This window comes from Kitasatospora sp. NPDC054768 (assembly GCF_053612025.1).
In genome coordinates this window covers 33,930-45,540 of record NZ_JBSHBN010000003.1, presented here as the reverse complement: position 1 = coordinate 45,540, position 11,611 = coordinate 33,930, and the positions used below count along the sequence as shown (strand labels likewise).

The window sequence follows — 11,611 nt, the reverse complement described above, 5'->3', positions numbered from 1 at the left end:
ACGTCACGGCAGCCTATCCGTCCAAGATCACCGACCCCCCCCCCCCCCCCCCCCCCCCCCCCCCCCCCCCCAACCCCCCCACCCGCCCGGGGGGGCCCCCCCCCCCCCACCTCTTCACCGCCACCTACCAGGGCCACCTCGAAGCCCGCCACTTCACCGACCCCGCCGCCGACTGGAGCCTGCCGCTGCCCGACGAACTGCAGGGGCAGGTCCACCTCGCCGGCTACGACCGCGACCCCGGCATCCTCTACGGCTACTCCTGGGGCCGCCCGCGGGCCGACGGCAGTTCGACGGGCAACCGCCTCTTCGCCCTGCGGGTCATCGACCGCGCCCTGCTCTGGTCCGTCCGCACCGAGCGGACGGAGCAGCCCGTCACGCCCGCCACCTTCGGCGGGGGCAGCCTCCTCGCCTGCATCCGATTCGTCGACGGCCGCACCGAGGTGGTGGCCCGGGACGCCGCCACCGGCCGCGAGCTGTGGACCGCCCCCGGCGAGGAGGACCTGCGCTGGTGCGTCACCGGCTCGACGTGCGTCTACGTCCCCGACGGCAACGGCGGCGTGCGCATGCTGCTCCCCACCGGCAAGTCGGGCTGGACCCACTCGCCCCACCGGGGCGAGTCCTGGCGGGCGCTGCCGCCCGTCGCGCACAACACCCGGGTGTACATCCCGTGGGACCAGGGCGTCGTCAGCTGCCTCGACGCGTCCTCCGGCGCCGAGCTGTGGTCCTGCCGGCTGCCGTTCCCGCTGGACCGCCGCAGCCGTCCGCTGGTCGCCAACGGCACGCTGTTCGTCCCGGGGACGTCGGTCGGCGGGGTCAGCGCGATCTACCCGGCGACCGGCGAGCTGGGGTGGACCTTCCACGACTCCGGTCCGGGCAAGGACGTCTGGACCCTCGCCACCGACGCGTCCCACCAGTACGACGGAACCCGCCTCTACGCGGGCCACGACGACGTCCTGCACGCTCTTCCGCTGAACTGAACGTCCCGACGACACCGACCGTCCCGACGTCCCGACGACACTGAACGTCCCGACGACCCGTCCCGACGACCCGGCAGGAGGGCCCGATGCAGGTACGCCCGATCTCCCCCGAGAAGCTGGCCGAGCTGCTCGCCGACCGCATCGCCGCCCTGCCCGGCGCCCGCGGCCGGCGCCTGCGGGTGGCCGTGGACGGCGCGGCGGCGGCCCGCCCCGAGGCACTCGCCAACGCGCTGGTGGAGCCGCTGCGGCTGCGCGGCCACCCGACGCTGCGGGTCTCGGCCTCCGGCTTCCTGCGTCCGGCCTCGATCCGGCTGGAGTACGGCCACCAGGACGCGGACGCCTTCCATGACCTCTGGCTGGACGACGGCGCCCTGGCGCGCGAGGTGCTCGACCCCTTGGAGCCGGGCGGCAGCGGCCGCGTCCTGCCCTCGCTGCGCGACCCGGTCACCGACCGCTCGACCCGCGCCCCGTACACCGAACTCCCGCCCGGCGGCGTGCTGTTGCTGGACGGCGCCCTGCTGCTCGGCCGCTGGCTGCCGCTGGAGCTGTCCGTCCACCTGGCGCTCGGTCCGGCCGCGCTGGCCCGCCGCACCCCGGCCGATCAGCAGTGGACGCTGCCCGCCTTCGCCCGCTACGAGGCGCAGACCGTCCCCGCCGAGGCCGCCGACGTCACCGTCCGGGTGGACGACCCGCGCCACCCCGCGCTGGTCGAGCGGCCGTGACCTCCGGGGCCGGGCCGCGCTGGCAGTAGGGGCACCAGAAGACCGCCCGGTCGCGCGGCGGCGAGCCCTGGCGGCCGGCGACCACGGGGGTCACGCAGCGCGGGCAGGGCCGTCCGGCCCGGCCGTACACCCAGTGCTGGTAGCCGGGCCGGGTGTCGCCGGTGGTGATGTGGCCGGGGCGCAGCTTGTTGGCCTCCAGCATCTGCCGGGCGCGCTCCACCAGCCGGTCGGGGTGCGGGAGTTCGCCGACCTCGGTCCAGGGGGTGACGCCCGCGACGAAGCACAGCTCGTTGGCGTAGACGTTGCCGATCCCGGCGAGGTTGCGCTGGTCGAGCAGGGCCTCGACGACCGGGCGGCCCGGGTGGGCGAGGAGCCGGCGGACGGCCTCGACCGCGTCCCAGTCGGGGCCGAGCAGGTCGGGGCCGAGGTGGCCGACGATCCGCCGTTCGTCGGCGGTGCGCAGCAGTTCGACGACGGGCAGCCGGTAGCCGACGGCGGTGCCCCGGTCGGTGCCGAGGACGGCGCGGATCTGCCGGTCGGGGCCGCCGGTCCACCGCTCGCCGGGGCGGTAGACCTCCCAGCGGCCGTCCATCCGCAGGTGGGTGTGCAGGGTGAGGCCGCCTTCGAAGCGGGTGAGCAGGTGCTTGCCGCGCGGGGCGACCTCCAGCACCCGGCGGCCGGTGAGGTCGGCGGTGGCGTGCGCGGGCACCCGCAGGTCGGCGCTGGTCAGCGGCTGTCCGGCGAGGGCCTCGCGCAAGTGGGCCGCCACGCGGTAGACGGAGTCACCTTCTGGCATGTCTCCATTCTGGTCCGCGCGGCGGCCCGGCGGGACACCGGCCCCGGTGCGTTACGCCGACTGCCCCGGGGCGGCCTGGCCCTCGCGCACCACGACCACCGGGCAGGGCGCGTGCTCGGTGAGGTGGCGGCTGACCGAGCCGAGCAGCACGCCGGAGAAGCCGCCCAGGCCGCGGCTGCCGACGACGAGCAGCGCGGCGCCCTTGGCGGCCTCCAGCAGCGCCTGGGCGGCGTTGCCGGGCATCACGCTCTCGGCGATCGCCACGCCGGCGTCGTCGCCGGCCACCTTGGCGATGGTCTCGCTGAGGGTCTTCCCGGCGAGCTCCTCGGGGTTGAAGGCCTCGACGGTCGGCACGCCCTGCCCGGCCCACCCGTAGAAGGCCGGGTACTCCCAGGCGGCGATCGCGTGGACCGTCCCGCCGACGGCCCGCGCGTAGTCGATCGCCCAGCGCAGCGCCTGCTCCGAGGCGGGCGAGCCGTCCACGCCGACGACGATCCGGGGATTGGCACTCATGGCCTTGCTCCTTCGGTTGCTCCTGATCGGTCCCGACCCTCCGAACATAGATCAAATCGGACAAACGCTCGGTATTGCCACGCCGAAAGCGACCCGCCGCATTCAATTCGATCGCAGCCGGGGTTCCAGGCCTGGGAGGATGCCCGGATGCCGAGCAAGCCCCGCCGCCGCACGGGCGGCTTCGCCGACGTCCTGTCCGCCCTGCCGCCGAAGGAGGAGCGCCAGGGCCGGAATCTCGACGACCCGCTCGCGTCGGGCGGCTTCGTGGACGCCGGGGGGCGCTACTGGCGGCTGGCCCGCGGCCCGGTGGCCCCGCGGCTGGCGAAGCGGCTGGCGGTCGGCGCGGACGAGATGACGCTGGGTCTGCGGGGCGAGCTGGAGGAGGTCTCCCCGGGCGTCTTCGTGCCCGCCCTGCTCACCCCCGAGGAGCGTCCGGCCGCCTGGCGGGAGGCCTGCGAGCTGGACCACCTGGCCTACGAGTTCCGCGCCTCCGGCGGCCGGACGCTGCTCTACCTCGTGGTGTTCTGCTGAGCCCCGTGCCGTCCTGCCGCGCCGCTGCCGCTCAACTCCGGTAGGCAGCCCAGGCGTTGGCCATCCGCTGGACCTGCCCCCGGGTGAACCCGGTCATGCAGGAGTCGTAGCTGTAGTCCATGAAGTTGTGGATCGGGTCGAGCCCGGGGCCGGCGCAGGTGTCGCGGCCCTCGGGGCAGCCGGAGGCGCCGGTGCGCTCGGGCGGGGTGTCGTCCACGTAGTCGCCCGGGGCCCGGCAGCCGCCCTGGAAGGTGTGGAAGAGGCCGAGCCAGTGGCCGATCTCGTGGGTCGCGGTGTCGCCCTCGTCGTAGTGGGTGGCGGCGCCGCCGGGCAGGGAGGCGTCGAGCACCACCACACCGTCGTCGGTCGGGTTCGTCCGGTACGCGTCCGGGAACGTCGACCAGCCGAGCAGGGAGTCGCCGAGACGGGCCGTGTAGAGGTTGAGGGCGCCCTGGTCGCCCTTGCGCAGGGCGGTCTTCATGTCCTGCTCGGCCGGCGAGCCCGGGGTCATGCCGGTGTACCAGGACGCGTTGTCGGTCCAGTCGGCGCCGACCAGCTCGAAGTGGAACGGGCTCGCGGCGTTGCCCTGCCCCCGGCCGCCGTAGCTCTCGTTGAGGTGGTCGATCTGGCCGGTGACGGCGGCCTGGTCCAGCCGTCCGGCGGCGCCGTCGTGGATCACGTGGAAGAACACCGGGACGGTGGTCGGGGCGGCGGCGCGGCGCCGGCCGGCGCCCAGTTCGGCGAGCCGCCGGTCGAGGTCGGCCTGCATCGCCCGGGCCTGCCCGGCGCCGACCGCGTTCGGGTCCCCGCCCGGCCGACTGCCGGCGGGCCGCCGGGCGGCGGCACCGGCCGCCCCGGCCGCATCGGCGCCGCCGTCCGCGCACCCGGCCACCGCGGCGGCCGGAGCCGCGGCGGCGCGGTGTGCGGCCGGAGCCGCGAACTGGCTCAGGCCGGCCGCGGCGACCAGCGCGGCGGCGCAGGGGAACAGGCGGGGGGCACGCGAGCGCACCCGGGCAGTACGGCGCATCAGCGCTCCTGACGGGGGAGTTGACGTGGTCTCGGCCGCGTGCCGGGCCTGCTCCGGCCGGACCCGCCGGCGCCCGGCGCGGACTCGCCGAGACTACGACGCCGTGAAGTCGATCTCCCGCAGGGCGCGCGCGGCGGCCCGGTCGAGTACCACGGCCGACGCACAGCCGGCCGGCAGCCGGCCGGCCTCCAGGATCCGGTGGCGCAGCCGGGCGACCGCGGCCAGGTGCCGGGCGAAGGCGTAGCGCGAGACGCCGCGCCGGCGCCGCCGCTGCCCGTCCAGGGCCTCGGCCGGGTCGGCGTCGAGCAGCAGCAGGTGCACCCGGCGGCCCTGCCGGGCGGCGGCGCGGACCAGCCAGGCCCGCACCCAGGGCTGGGTGCCGCAGTCGTGCACGGCGAGCGGCCCGCCGTCCAGGACGGCGCGGCGCAGCCGCCGGTAGTGGGCGAGCCGGGCCAGCGGGCGGTAGAGCGCGTACGGCAGGCGGCCGGGCAGCCTGGCCGCGTACTCCTCGCGGACCAGCTGGGAGTCGATCAGCGGGGCGCGGACGCAGCGGCGCATCAGGGTGCTCTTGCCGCTGCCGGGCAGGCCGGTGACGACCAGCAGGTCCCCGGCGGGGTAGCGCAGGACCGCCGGCCCGGGCCCGCGCAGCTCGTGCCGGGCGGGCGGGTCGTGCGGCGCGGGCAGGACGACGCGCTCCCCGGCGGTGCGCGGCGGCGGCACCCTCGGCGCCGCCGCCGTCCGCACCGTTCTCGTCCCGCCCACCCGGTCTCCCCCCGCCGTTCCCTTCCAAGGAGCATGGCGCATTCCCAAGAACGAGTAAAGGGCGGAGGTCGGGGCGGGTACGGACGACCCCGGCCGGGTCCGGGCCGCCGGGCGTTCGGACCGCCGACGGGCCCCGGGCGCGCCTCAGGCGAGCTGCGGGGCGATCCGGGAGGCGATCAGCTCCAGGTGGTCGAGGTCGTCCAGGTCGAGGATCTGGAGGTAGATCCGCTCGCTGCCGACGGCCGCGTACCGGCCGATCTTCTCGGCGACCTCGTCCGGGGTGCCGGCCAGCCCGTTCTCCTTGAGCTCGTCGACGTCGCGGCCGATCACGGCGGCCCGGCGGGCGACCTCGGCGTCGTCCCGGCCGACGCAGGCGACCAGGGCGCTGGAGTAGACCAGGTCGTCGGCCGCGCGCCCGGCCCGCTCGACGGCGGCGCGGACCCGGCCGAACTGGGCGGCGGTGTCGTCCACCGAGGCGAACGGCAGGTTGAACTCGTCGGCGAAGCGGGCGGCCAGGGCCGGGGTCCGCCGGGGGCCGTGCCCGCCGACCAGCACCGGGACGTGCTCCTGGACGGGCTTGGGCAGCGCGGGCGAGTCGGTCAGCGTGTAGTACTCGCCCGCGAAGTCGAAGGTGTCGCCGAGCTTGGTCCGCCACAGCCCGGTGATGATCGCCAGCTGCTCCTCCAGCCGACCGAACTTCTCCTTCGGGAAGGGGATGCCGTACGCGGTGTGCTCGGCCTCGTACCAGCCTGCGCCGAGGCCGAACTCGACCCGGCCGCCGCTCATCGCGTCCACCTGGGCGACCTGGATCGCGGTGACGCCCGGCAGCCGGAAGGTGGCGGCGGTCATCAGCGTGCCCAGGCGGATGGTGCTGGTGTCGCGGGCGAGGCCGGCCAGGGTGATCCAGGCGTCGGTGGGCCCGGGCAGGCCGTCGACGTCGCCCATCTTCAGGTAGTGGTCGGAGCGGAAGAAGGCGCTGAAGGCCCCGAGCTCCTCGGCGGTGCGGGCCACCTTGAGGAGGGTGTCGTAGCTCGCGCCCTGCTGGGGTTCGGTGAAGATGCGGAGATCCATGCCGGCCATTCTGGTACGGAGCACCCCGTGATCGGCAGAGCGAACCGGACGGGACACGGACCGTCGCCGCGGCGGGCGGTGGCGCGGGCGGGGTGGCCAAGGTCTCAGCACGGAACCGTCACGGGCGTCCGTTCCGGCTCCGGGGCTCGCCTAACGTGGACGGATGTTCGCCACCTCCGACGATTCCTTCCGGCGCTCCCCCGACGAGCCGGCCGGCTGTCCGCTGCCCGGCATCGTGACGGCCTTCACGCCCCGCCTGGCCGAGTTCGCCTTCGAGCCCGGTTTCGTCGCGGCGGTCGACCAGCACGCGGCGATGCTGCGGGAGCTGCTGTACGCGCAGGGACCGGAGCTGGCGCCCCGGCCCCTGGACCGTGAGGAGTTGTCGGACTACGCGCTGGGCTTCGTCGACGCGCTCGACGAGATCGGCTGGCGGGAGCCGGTCGGCTACGACTACGCCGTCATGCGGCTCACCGCGATCTGCTGGCTGGTGCGCGAGCAGGGCCTGCTGGAGGTCTGAGCCCCGGCAGGCCCTGCCCGGCGACCGGCGGTGGTGGCGGCTACCGATTCTGGTCGCCCTCGATGCCCGGCGCGGGCGGGGTGCCCGGACCGGTCTGGGTGGTCGGCCGGACCGGCTGGTTGGACAGCGCGTCGGAGCGGCCGGCCTGGTAGGCGCTGCCGCGCAGCCGGGCGGTCTCCCGTTCGGCACCGTCCAGCCACCGCTCCCAGCGCTGGCGCATCGGCAGGATCAGGCCGCCGCCGACGCCGACCACCAGCACGCCGGCGATGGTGGCGAGCACGGCGATCAGCACCGGGGTCGTGATCGCGGTGGCGATCCCGACCTGGCCCAGCGCGGCGATCACACCGAGGCCGACGATGAACGCCCAGACCGTGGTGGCGACCACCCGGCCGTACGAGGCGCCGGACAGCGAGTTGCCCACGATGTCCCGCACGCCGTTGGCGATGGCCATCGCGACCACCAGGATCACGACGGCGACGACGGCCCTGGGCAGCCAGGCGACGATGCTGTGGATCATCACGCTGATCGGGTTCGGACCGAAGACTCCGAACGCCAGCTGCAGGGCCATCAGCAGGACGATGTAGTAGACGACCTTGCAGACGATGCCGGTCATGTCGTACGTGGAGCCGGCCAGCCGGGCGGCCATCCCCGACCGCTCGGCGACCCGTTCCGAGCCGAGCCTGCGCATCACCCGGTCGAGGACCTTGGCGATGGCCTTGGCCACGATCCAGCCGATGAACAGGATCACCAGGAAGGCGATGAACTGCGGGACGACCTTGGCGATCTTGGACCAGGCCTGGGTGAAGCCCGACCCGAAGTCGACGGACAGAGCGAGCTGCTGAGCCACGGAGTCCTCCACTCGGTGACACGGCGCCACGAGCGGGCGCTTGCGGCCCCCCACCCTTCGTGAATAGCAGGCGCCCGCTCCGGCCGCGCGCGCCCGGTGTCCGGGATGGTTCCCTCGGGTGAACGGTCCGGCCGTCCGCACGCGTACAGTGGCGGTCCGGGGGGACGGGCCACGGGCGGGACGGACGGGACGGGACGGTGCGGCAGTGAGCGGTACGGCGGCGGAGCGCGCGGTGGGCCACCGGGCGCTGCACTGGCAGGTCCGGCCGGACGCGGCCCGGGCCGCCGTCCTGGTGCTGCACGGCGGCGAGGAGCACAACTTCTCCCGGCCCGGACGCCTCAACCTCCCGCTGCTGCGGATGCACGGCTTCCTGCGCGGGCTCACCAGGGCGACCGCGGACGCCGGCGTCGCCATCGGGACCGTCCGCTACCGCCACCGCGGCTGGAACGGCGAACGGGCCGATGCCGCACAGGACGCGACCGCCGCGCTCGACGAACTGACCGCGCTGCTCGGGCCGGTGCCGACGGTGCTGGTCGGCCACTCGATGGGCGGGCGCGCCGCGCTCCGGGCCGGCGGGCACCCGTCCGTCACCGGCCTGGTCGCCCTCGCACCGTGGTGCCCGGCCGAGGACCCGTGCGAGCAGCTCGCCGGACGCGACGTGCTGATGCTGCACGGCGACCGCGACACCGTCACCCCGCCCGCCGACACCCGCGCCTTCGCCGCCCGCAGCCGCGCCGCGGGCGCCAGGGTCTGCGGATACACCGTCACCGGCAGCGGCCACGCCATGCTCCGGCGGATCCCCGACTGGCACCGCGCCACCACCCGGCTGACCACCGCCCTGCTCGGCCTCCAGCCGCTCCCCGCCGAGACCGCCTCCGCCCTCGCCCTCCCGACCGCCTCCCGCGAGGCCCTCACCCTCGCCCTGCCGCCCCAGCCGCGCCGCGCACCGGCCCTGCCGGCGAACGTCTGACGGGACGGGCCCCGCGGAGCGGCGGTACCGGGCGCCCGTCCGGGCCGGAGGTGCGGGCTGCCCGTCCGGGCCGGCGGCCGGTGCGGCCCGCGAAGGCGGTCCGCCCGGGCGGGGAGGTGCCGGCGTGCTCAGCCGGTGGCCGCCTTGGCCCCGTCGGGCGAGACGCAGGGGGACTCGAAACCGACCTTCAGCGTGGCCGGCCAGTTGTCGCCGTCCGAGACGGAGGCCTTGAAGCCGTTGTCCGGGTTGGTGAGGACGATCACACCGGGCCTGCTGTCGGTGACCCGGAACCCGGCCACGACGAGGTGGCCGCGGAAGGCGTCGAAGATCGTGTCGTGGTGATCGGCCGGAATGTCCCGCAGGAAGCGGTAGGTGACGGCCTTGACCCGGCCGTCCGGCTCCGAGGGGGCGCCCTTCTTGAAGCACTTCTCCTCGCCGTCGCGGTCGACCACCGGCGAGATCGGCTTGGGGAAGGCGAGGAAGGTCTCGGAGAAGTACTGGTCGGTCTTCTGCTTGGCCTGGGCGCTGGTCAGCGCCGCGTCGGACGAACCGGAGCAGGAGGTGGCCGCCAGCAGGACGGCGCCGGCCGACAGGGCCGACCGCACGGCGCGAGCACGGGGGAAAGCAACGGTCACCGCATGATCCTTGAGGGGTGTGTGGGCTCCTGGGGTCGCGACTGATCCTAGACCGTGTGCCAGAGGGCTCCGGCGAAGACCGCCGTCACCCAGGTCCACAGCACGCAGAGACCGAGGTGGGCGACGGTGCGCAGGCGGTCTCCGCGCCACAGCCGGGGCGAGAAGTAGGCGAACTCGAAGAGCCAGCGCAGGCCCCAGAAGAGGGTCTGGCCCGCCAGCAGGGCGGTGCCGAGCCGGCCGCCCGCCAGCAGGTCGGGGGCCAGGCAGAGCGGGAGCAGGCCGAGCAGGGCGCAGGCGAGGCCGATGAAGAAGAGGTGGGCGTAGGAGACCTGCCGGGTCAGCAGGGTGGTGCCGGACAGGTCGGCGGGCCAGCCGATGGCGCGGGGCAGCACCGCGTGGACCAGGCCGAGAGTCACGAGGGCGGCACCGACCAGGCGCAGCTGGGCCTCCAGGGTGACCAGCCCGGTCATGACGCGGCCTTCCGGAAGGCGAAGGCGGTGACCAGGCCGGCGATCCGGCGCTCGGCGGCCGGGTGCAGGCCCGCCTCGGCGGCGTGCCGCAGCCAGGTGGCGCGGGGCAGGAAGTGCCAGGCGCCGGGACCGTAGACGGCGGTGTTGGCGGCGTCCCGCAGGTGCTCGACCAGCAGCAGGGTGCCGCCGGGGCGCAGGCTGCGGGCGGCCTCGGCGAACAGGGCGGTGCGGTCGGCGGGCCGGCGCAGCTCGTGGGCGGCGAAGACGGCGAACACGGTGTCCAGGGCGCCGGTCGCGGCGGGCAGGGCGTCCGGGCGGGCCGGGATGCCGCCGGGGGCGGGCGGGGCGTGGCGGCGGGCGCGGCGGATCGAGCCGCTCGTGGTCAGCGCGGGGTCGTACAGGTCGGCGAGCCGTCCGCGGGCACCGGGGTGGCGGGCGGCGATCGGGCGGCTGGCCTCGTCCAGGCCGGTGCTGATCACCAGGTGGTCGCCGGGGCCGTCGGGCAGCAGCTCCGGCAGCCAGTCGTAGCGGTGGAGTGCGGAGCGGTCGTAGACGCACCAGGTGGCGAGGGTGCTGACGGCGAGGTATCCGGCGGCGGTGGCGGCGACCGCCCGGGCGAGCACGGCGGCGGGGCCCGGCCGTCGGCCGGCCAGCGCCCCGCCGACGGCGACGGTGAGCGCGCCGGCGGCGTACATCGGCCAGTTGTAGCGGACGACCTCGCGCACACCGGACGGGCGGGGGCCGTCGGTCCGGGCCGTGGACGGGCACAGGGCGGCGGAGCAGGCGGCGAACGGGCGGGCGGCGAGCGGGCGGGCGGCGGACGGGCGGGCGGCGGACGGGCCGGGCCCGGCCGGGGCGGGGGCGGTCATCGGGCGGCTCCGGTGAGGTGGCGGCGCTCTCCGGCGTGCCAGCCGTAGTCGAGGCCGGCGACGTGGAAGGCGTTGGCGAGCAGGGGTCGGCTGCCGGCCAGCGGGCCGTGGTCGAAGAAGGTGAGCCGGGGCACCTCGACGGCCACCGGGACCGGGTCCCAGTGGGCGCGGGTGGCCTTGACCACGATCATCGAGCGGGTCTGCGGCTCGTACTCGAAGGTGTAGGGCAGCGGGCCGGCGAAGCGCCGCGCGGCCCGGGCGTCCGCGAACGGGCTGCCCGACGGGAGGGCGGCGGGGGCGCCGCCGAGGTCGGCGCGCACGTGCAGGTCGGCGCGGCCGTCGCCGCTGACCACCTTGAACTCCAGGGTGTCGCCGACCACCCGGGTGCCGATCCGGGCGTGCCGGTAGTGGTAGCGGGAGAAGGCGTTGCCGCCGAGCGCCATCATCCGGCTGTCGGTGTCCGAGCGCAGGATGCGCAGGCCGCGCATGGTGCGGCCGCCGGGGGTCGGGAAGCGGGTGAAGACCCGGTAGCCGGTCAGGATGAAGTCCCGGCCGAGGCGGGCGGGCAGCGCGGCCGGGCGCAGTGCCCGGGTGTCCACGACGGCGGCGGCGACGAAGCCGTGCTCGGTGCCGTCGGGGTCGGTGTAGGTGTCGAGGGCGAGGCCGGGCGGCACCAGCGGGGCGAGCAGCCGGGGCGGCAGGGCGTAGGTGAGGACGAGCGAGTGCGCGAAGTGGGTGCGCATCGCGAAGGGGTGGCGTTGCAGCAGGTGTCGCACGGTCGACTCCGGGGTCGGGTACGGGGGTTCGGAGCGTGACGGGGCAGCACGGGACCGCCTTCCGCCGCAGGCCGCGGTGGGGTGTCCTCGCGCGCCCTCATCATGGCGCACGACTTTGAACACGTTCA

The 11,611-nt window shown here is 75.7% G+C and carries 15 protein-coding genes; 5 read left to right on the top strand and 10 right to left on the bottom strand.

Going from position 1 to position 11,611, the window contains the following annotated elements:
• The first annotated feature begins 443 nt into the window (after nucleotides 1-443).
• The gene (locus ACWGKU_RS01475; protein WP_452191305.1) at nucleotides 444-977 is read left to right on the top strand and encodes an outer membrane protein assembly factor BamB family protein; all 534 of its coding nucleotides are present in this window, start codon (nucleotides 444-446) and stop codon (nucleotides 975-977) included.
• Nucleotides 978-1,063: 86 nt separating this feature from the next.
• Nucleotides 1,064-1,699 (top strand): uridine kinase, encoded by a 636-nt coding sequence (locus ACWGKU_RS01470; RefSeq protein WP_452180801.1) that lies wholly within the window; start codon nucleotides 1,064-1,066, stop codon nucleotides 1,697-1,699.
• Here the strand turns inward: ACWGKU_RS01470 and ACWGKU_RS01465 are convergent.
• Together ACWGKU_RS01465 and ACWGKU_RS01460 are read right to left on the bottom strand one after the other, a co-directional pair.
• Nucleotides 1,647-2,495, bottom strand: coding sequence for a DNA-formamidopyrimidine glycosylase family protein (locus ACWGKU_RS01465; protein ID WP_380553355.1), 849 nt, complete (start codon nucleotides 2,493-2,495; stop codon nucleotides 1,647-1,649). The two genes, ACWGKU_RS01470 and ACWGKU_RS01465, sit on opposite strands and share 53 nt — an antisense overlap.
• A gap of 51 nt (nucleotides 2,496-2,546) precedes the next feature.
• Nucleotides 2,547-3,008 (bottom strand): universal stress protein, encoded by a 462-nt coding sequence (locus tag ACWGKU_RS01460; RefSeq protein ID WP_359900206.1) that lies wholly within the window; start codon nucleotides 3,006-3,008, stop codon nucleotides 2,547-2,549.
• 147 nt (nucleotides 3,009-3,155) lie between these two features.
• Between ACWGKU_RS01460 and ACWGKU_RS01455 the strand changes: the two genes are divergently transcribed.
• Nucleotides 3,156-3,539, top strand: a complete 384-nt coding sequence (locus ACWGKU_RS01455) for a hypothetical protein (RefSeq protein WP_452180802.1) — start codon at nucleotides 3,156-3,158, stop codon at nucleotides 3,537-3,539.
• Nucleotides 3,540-3,570: 31 nt separating this feature from the next.
• Here ACWGKU_RS01455 and ACWGKU_RS01450 read toward each other — a convergent pair whose 3' ends face one another.
• The 3 genes from ACWGKU_RS01450 to ACWGKU_RS01440 all read right to left on the bottom strand — a co-directional run bounded on the left by ACWGKU_RS01450 (nucleotide 3,571) and on the right by ACWGKU_RS01440 (nucleotide 6,399).
• Nucleotides 3,571-4,566 carry a zinc metalloprotease gene (locus tag ACWGKU_RS01450; RefSeq protein WP_452191303.1) on the bottom strand — a complete coding sequence of 332 codons (996 nt, stop codon included), beginning with the start codon at nucleotides 4,564-4,566 and terminating at the stop codon, nucleotides 3,571-3,573.
• Between the two features lie 93 nt (nucleotides 4,567-4,659).
• The gene (locus tag ACWGKU_RS01445; RefSeq protein WP_452179282.1) at nucleotides 4,660-5,370 is read right to left on the bottom strand and encodes an AAA family ATPase; all 711 of its coding nucleotides are present in this window, start codon (nucleotides 5,368-5,370) and stop codon (nucleotides 4,660-4,662) included.
• Between the two features lie 102 nt (nucleotides 5,371-5,472).
• Nucleotides 5,473-6,399: an LLM class F420-dependent oxidoreductase gene (locus ACWGKU_RS01440; protein WP_401043555.1), complete on the bottom strand. Its 927-nt coding sequence runs from the start codon at nucleotides 6,397-6,399 to the stop codon at nucleotides 5,473-5,475.
• Between the two features lie 163 nt (nucleotides 6,400-6,562).
• On the opposite strand from ACWGKU_RS01440, the gene ACWGKU_RS01435 reads away from it, so the two are divergent.
• Nucleotides 6,563-6,916 (top strand): DUF6401 family natural product biosynthesis protein, encoded by a 354-nt coding sequence (locus tag ACWGKU_RS01435; protein ID WP_359910813.1) that lies wholly within the window; start codon nucleotides 6,563-6,565, stop codon nucleotides 6,914-6,916.
• A 40-nt stretch (nucleotides 6,917-6,956) separates the two neighbouring features.
• Here ACWGKU_RS01435 and ACWGKU_RS01430 read toward each other — a convergent pair whose 3' ends face one another.
• Entirely contained in the window at nucleotides 6,957-7,763 is an 807-nt protein-coding gene (locus tag ACWGKU_RS01430) for a mechanosensitive ion channel family protein (RefSeq protein WP_401043553.1), read from the bottom strand.
• 205 nt (nucleotides 7,764-7,968) lie between these two features.
• Here ACWGKU_RS01430 and ACWGKU_RS01425 point away from each other — a divergent pair, with 205 nt between their 5' ends.
• Nucleotides 7,969-8,733 carry an alpha/beta hydrolase gene (locus ACWGKU_RS01425; protein WP_359910819.1) on the top strand — a complete coding sequence of 255 codons (765 nt, stop codon included), beginning with the start codon at nucleotides 7,969-7,971 and terminating at the stop codon, nucleotides 8,731-8,733.
• 128 nt (nucleotides 8,734-8,861) lie between these two features.
• Here ACWGKU_RS01425 and ACWGKU_RS01420 read toward each other — a convergent pair whose 3' ends face one another.
• Genes ACWGKU_RS01420 through ACWGKU_RS01405 form a run of 4 tightly spaced genes read right to left on the bottom strand, consistent with a single transcriptional unit; the run spans nucleotide 8,862 to nucleotide 11,483 of the window.
• Nucleotides 8,862-9,368 (bottom strand): hypothetical protein, encoded by a 507-nt coding sequence (locus tag ACWGKU_RS01420; protein ID WP_401043547.1) that lies wholly within the window; start codon nucleotides 9,366-9,368, stop codon nucleotides 8,862-8,864.
• 47 nt (nucleotides 9,369-9,415) lie between these two features.
• Entirely contained in the window at nucleotides 9,416-9,838 is a 423-nt protein-coding gene (locus ACWGKU_RS01415) for a hypothetical protein (protein ID WP_380551336.1), read from the bottom strand.
• On the bottom strand, nucleotides 9,835-10,707 hold the full coding sequence (locus ACWGKU_RS01410; RefSeq protein ID WP_452179283.1) for a class I SAM-dependent methyltransferase: 873 nt from the start codon (nucleotides 10,705-10,707) through the stop codon (nucleotides 9,835-9,837). Before ACWGKU_RS01410 ends, ACWGKU_RS01415 begins: the two co-directional genes overlap by 4 nt.
• Nucleotides 10,704-11,483: a DUF2071 domain-containing protein gene (locus tag ACWGKU_RS01405; RefSeq protein ID WP_452179284.1), complete on the bottom strand. Its 780-nt coding sequence runs from the start codon at nucleotides 11,481-11,483 to the stop codon at nucleotides 10,704-10,706. Before ACWGKU_RS01405 ends, ACWGKU_RS01410 begins: the two co-directional genes overlap by 4 nt.
• Nucleotides 11,484-11,611: the final 128 nt, after the last annotated feature.

What these genes read in the sequence shown, in the direction of transcription:
- ACWGKU_RS01450 (WP_452191303.1), bottom strand. Translation starts at nt 4,566, where the DNA reads ATGCGCCGTACTGCCCGGGTGCGCTCGCGTGCCCCCCGCCTGTTCCCC.
- ACWGKU_RS01410 (WP_452179283.1), bottom strand. Translation starts at nt 10,707, where the DNA reads ATGACCGCCCCCGCCCCGGCCGGGCCCGGCCCGTCCGCCGCCCGCCCG.
- ACWGKU_RS01470 (WP_452180801.1), top strand. Translation starts at nt 1,064, where the DNA reads ATGCAGGTACGCCCGATCTCCCCCGAGAAGCTGGCCGAGCTGCTCGCC.
- ACWGKU_RS01415 (WP_380551336.1), bottom strand. Translation starts at nt 9,838, where the DNA reads ATGACCGGGCTGGTCACCCTGGAGGCCCAGCTGCGCCTGGTCGGTGCC.
- ACWGKU_RS01435 (WP_359910813.1), top strand. Translation starts at nt 6,563, where the DNA reads ATGTTCGCCACCTCCGACGATTCCTTCCGGCGCTCCCCCGACGAGCCG.
- ACWGKU_RS01440 (WP_401043555.1), bottom strand. Translation starts at nt 6,399, where the DNA reads ATGGATCTCCGCATCTTCACCGAACCCCAGCAGGGCGCGAGCTACGAC.
- ACWGKU_RS01465 (WP_380553355.1), bottom strand. Translation starts at nt 2,495, where the DNA reads ATGCCAGAAGGTGACTCCGTCTACCGCGTGGCGGCCCACTTGCGCGAG.
- ACWGKU_RS01460 (WP_359900206.1), bottom strand. Translation starts at nt 3,008, where the DNA reads ATGAGTGCCAATCCCCGGATCGTCGTCGGCGTGGACGGCTCGCCCGCC.
- ACWGKU_RS01445 (WP_452179282.1), bottom strand. Translation starts at nt 5,370, where the DNA reads ATGCGCCATGCTCCTTGGAAGGGAACGGCGGGGGGAGACCGGGTGGGC.
- ACWGKU_RS01455 (WP_452180802.1), top strand. Translation starts at nt 3,156, where the DNA reads ATGCCGAGCAAGCCCCGCCGCCGCACGGGCGGCTTCGCCGACGTCCTG.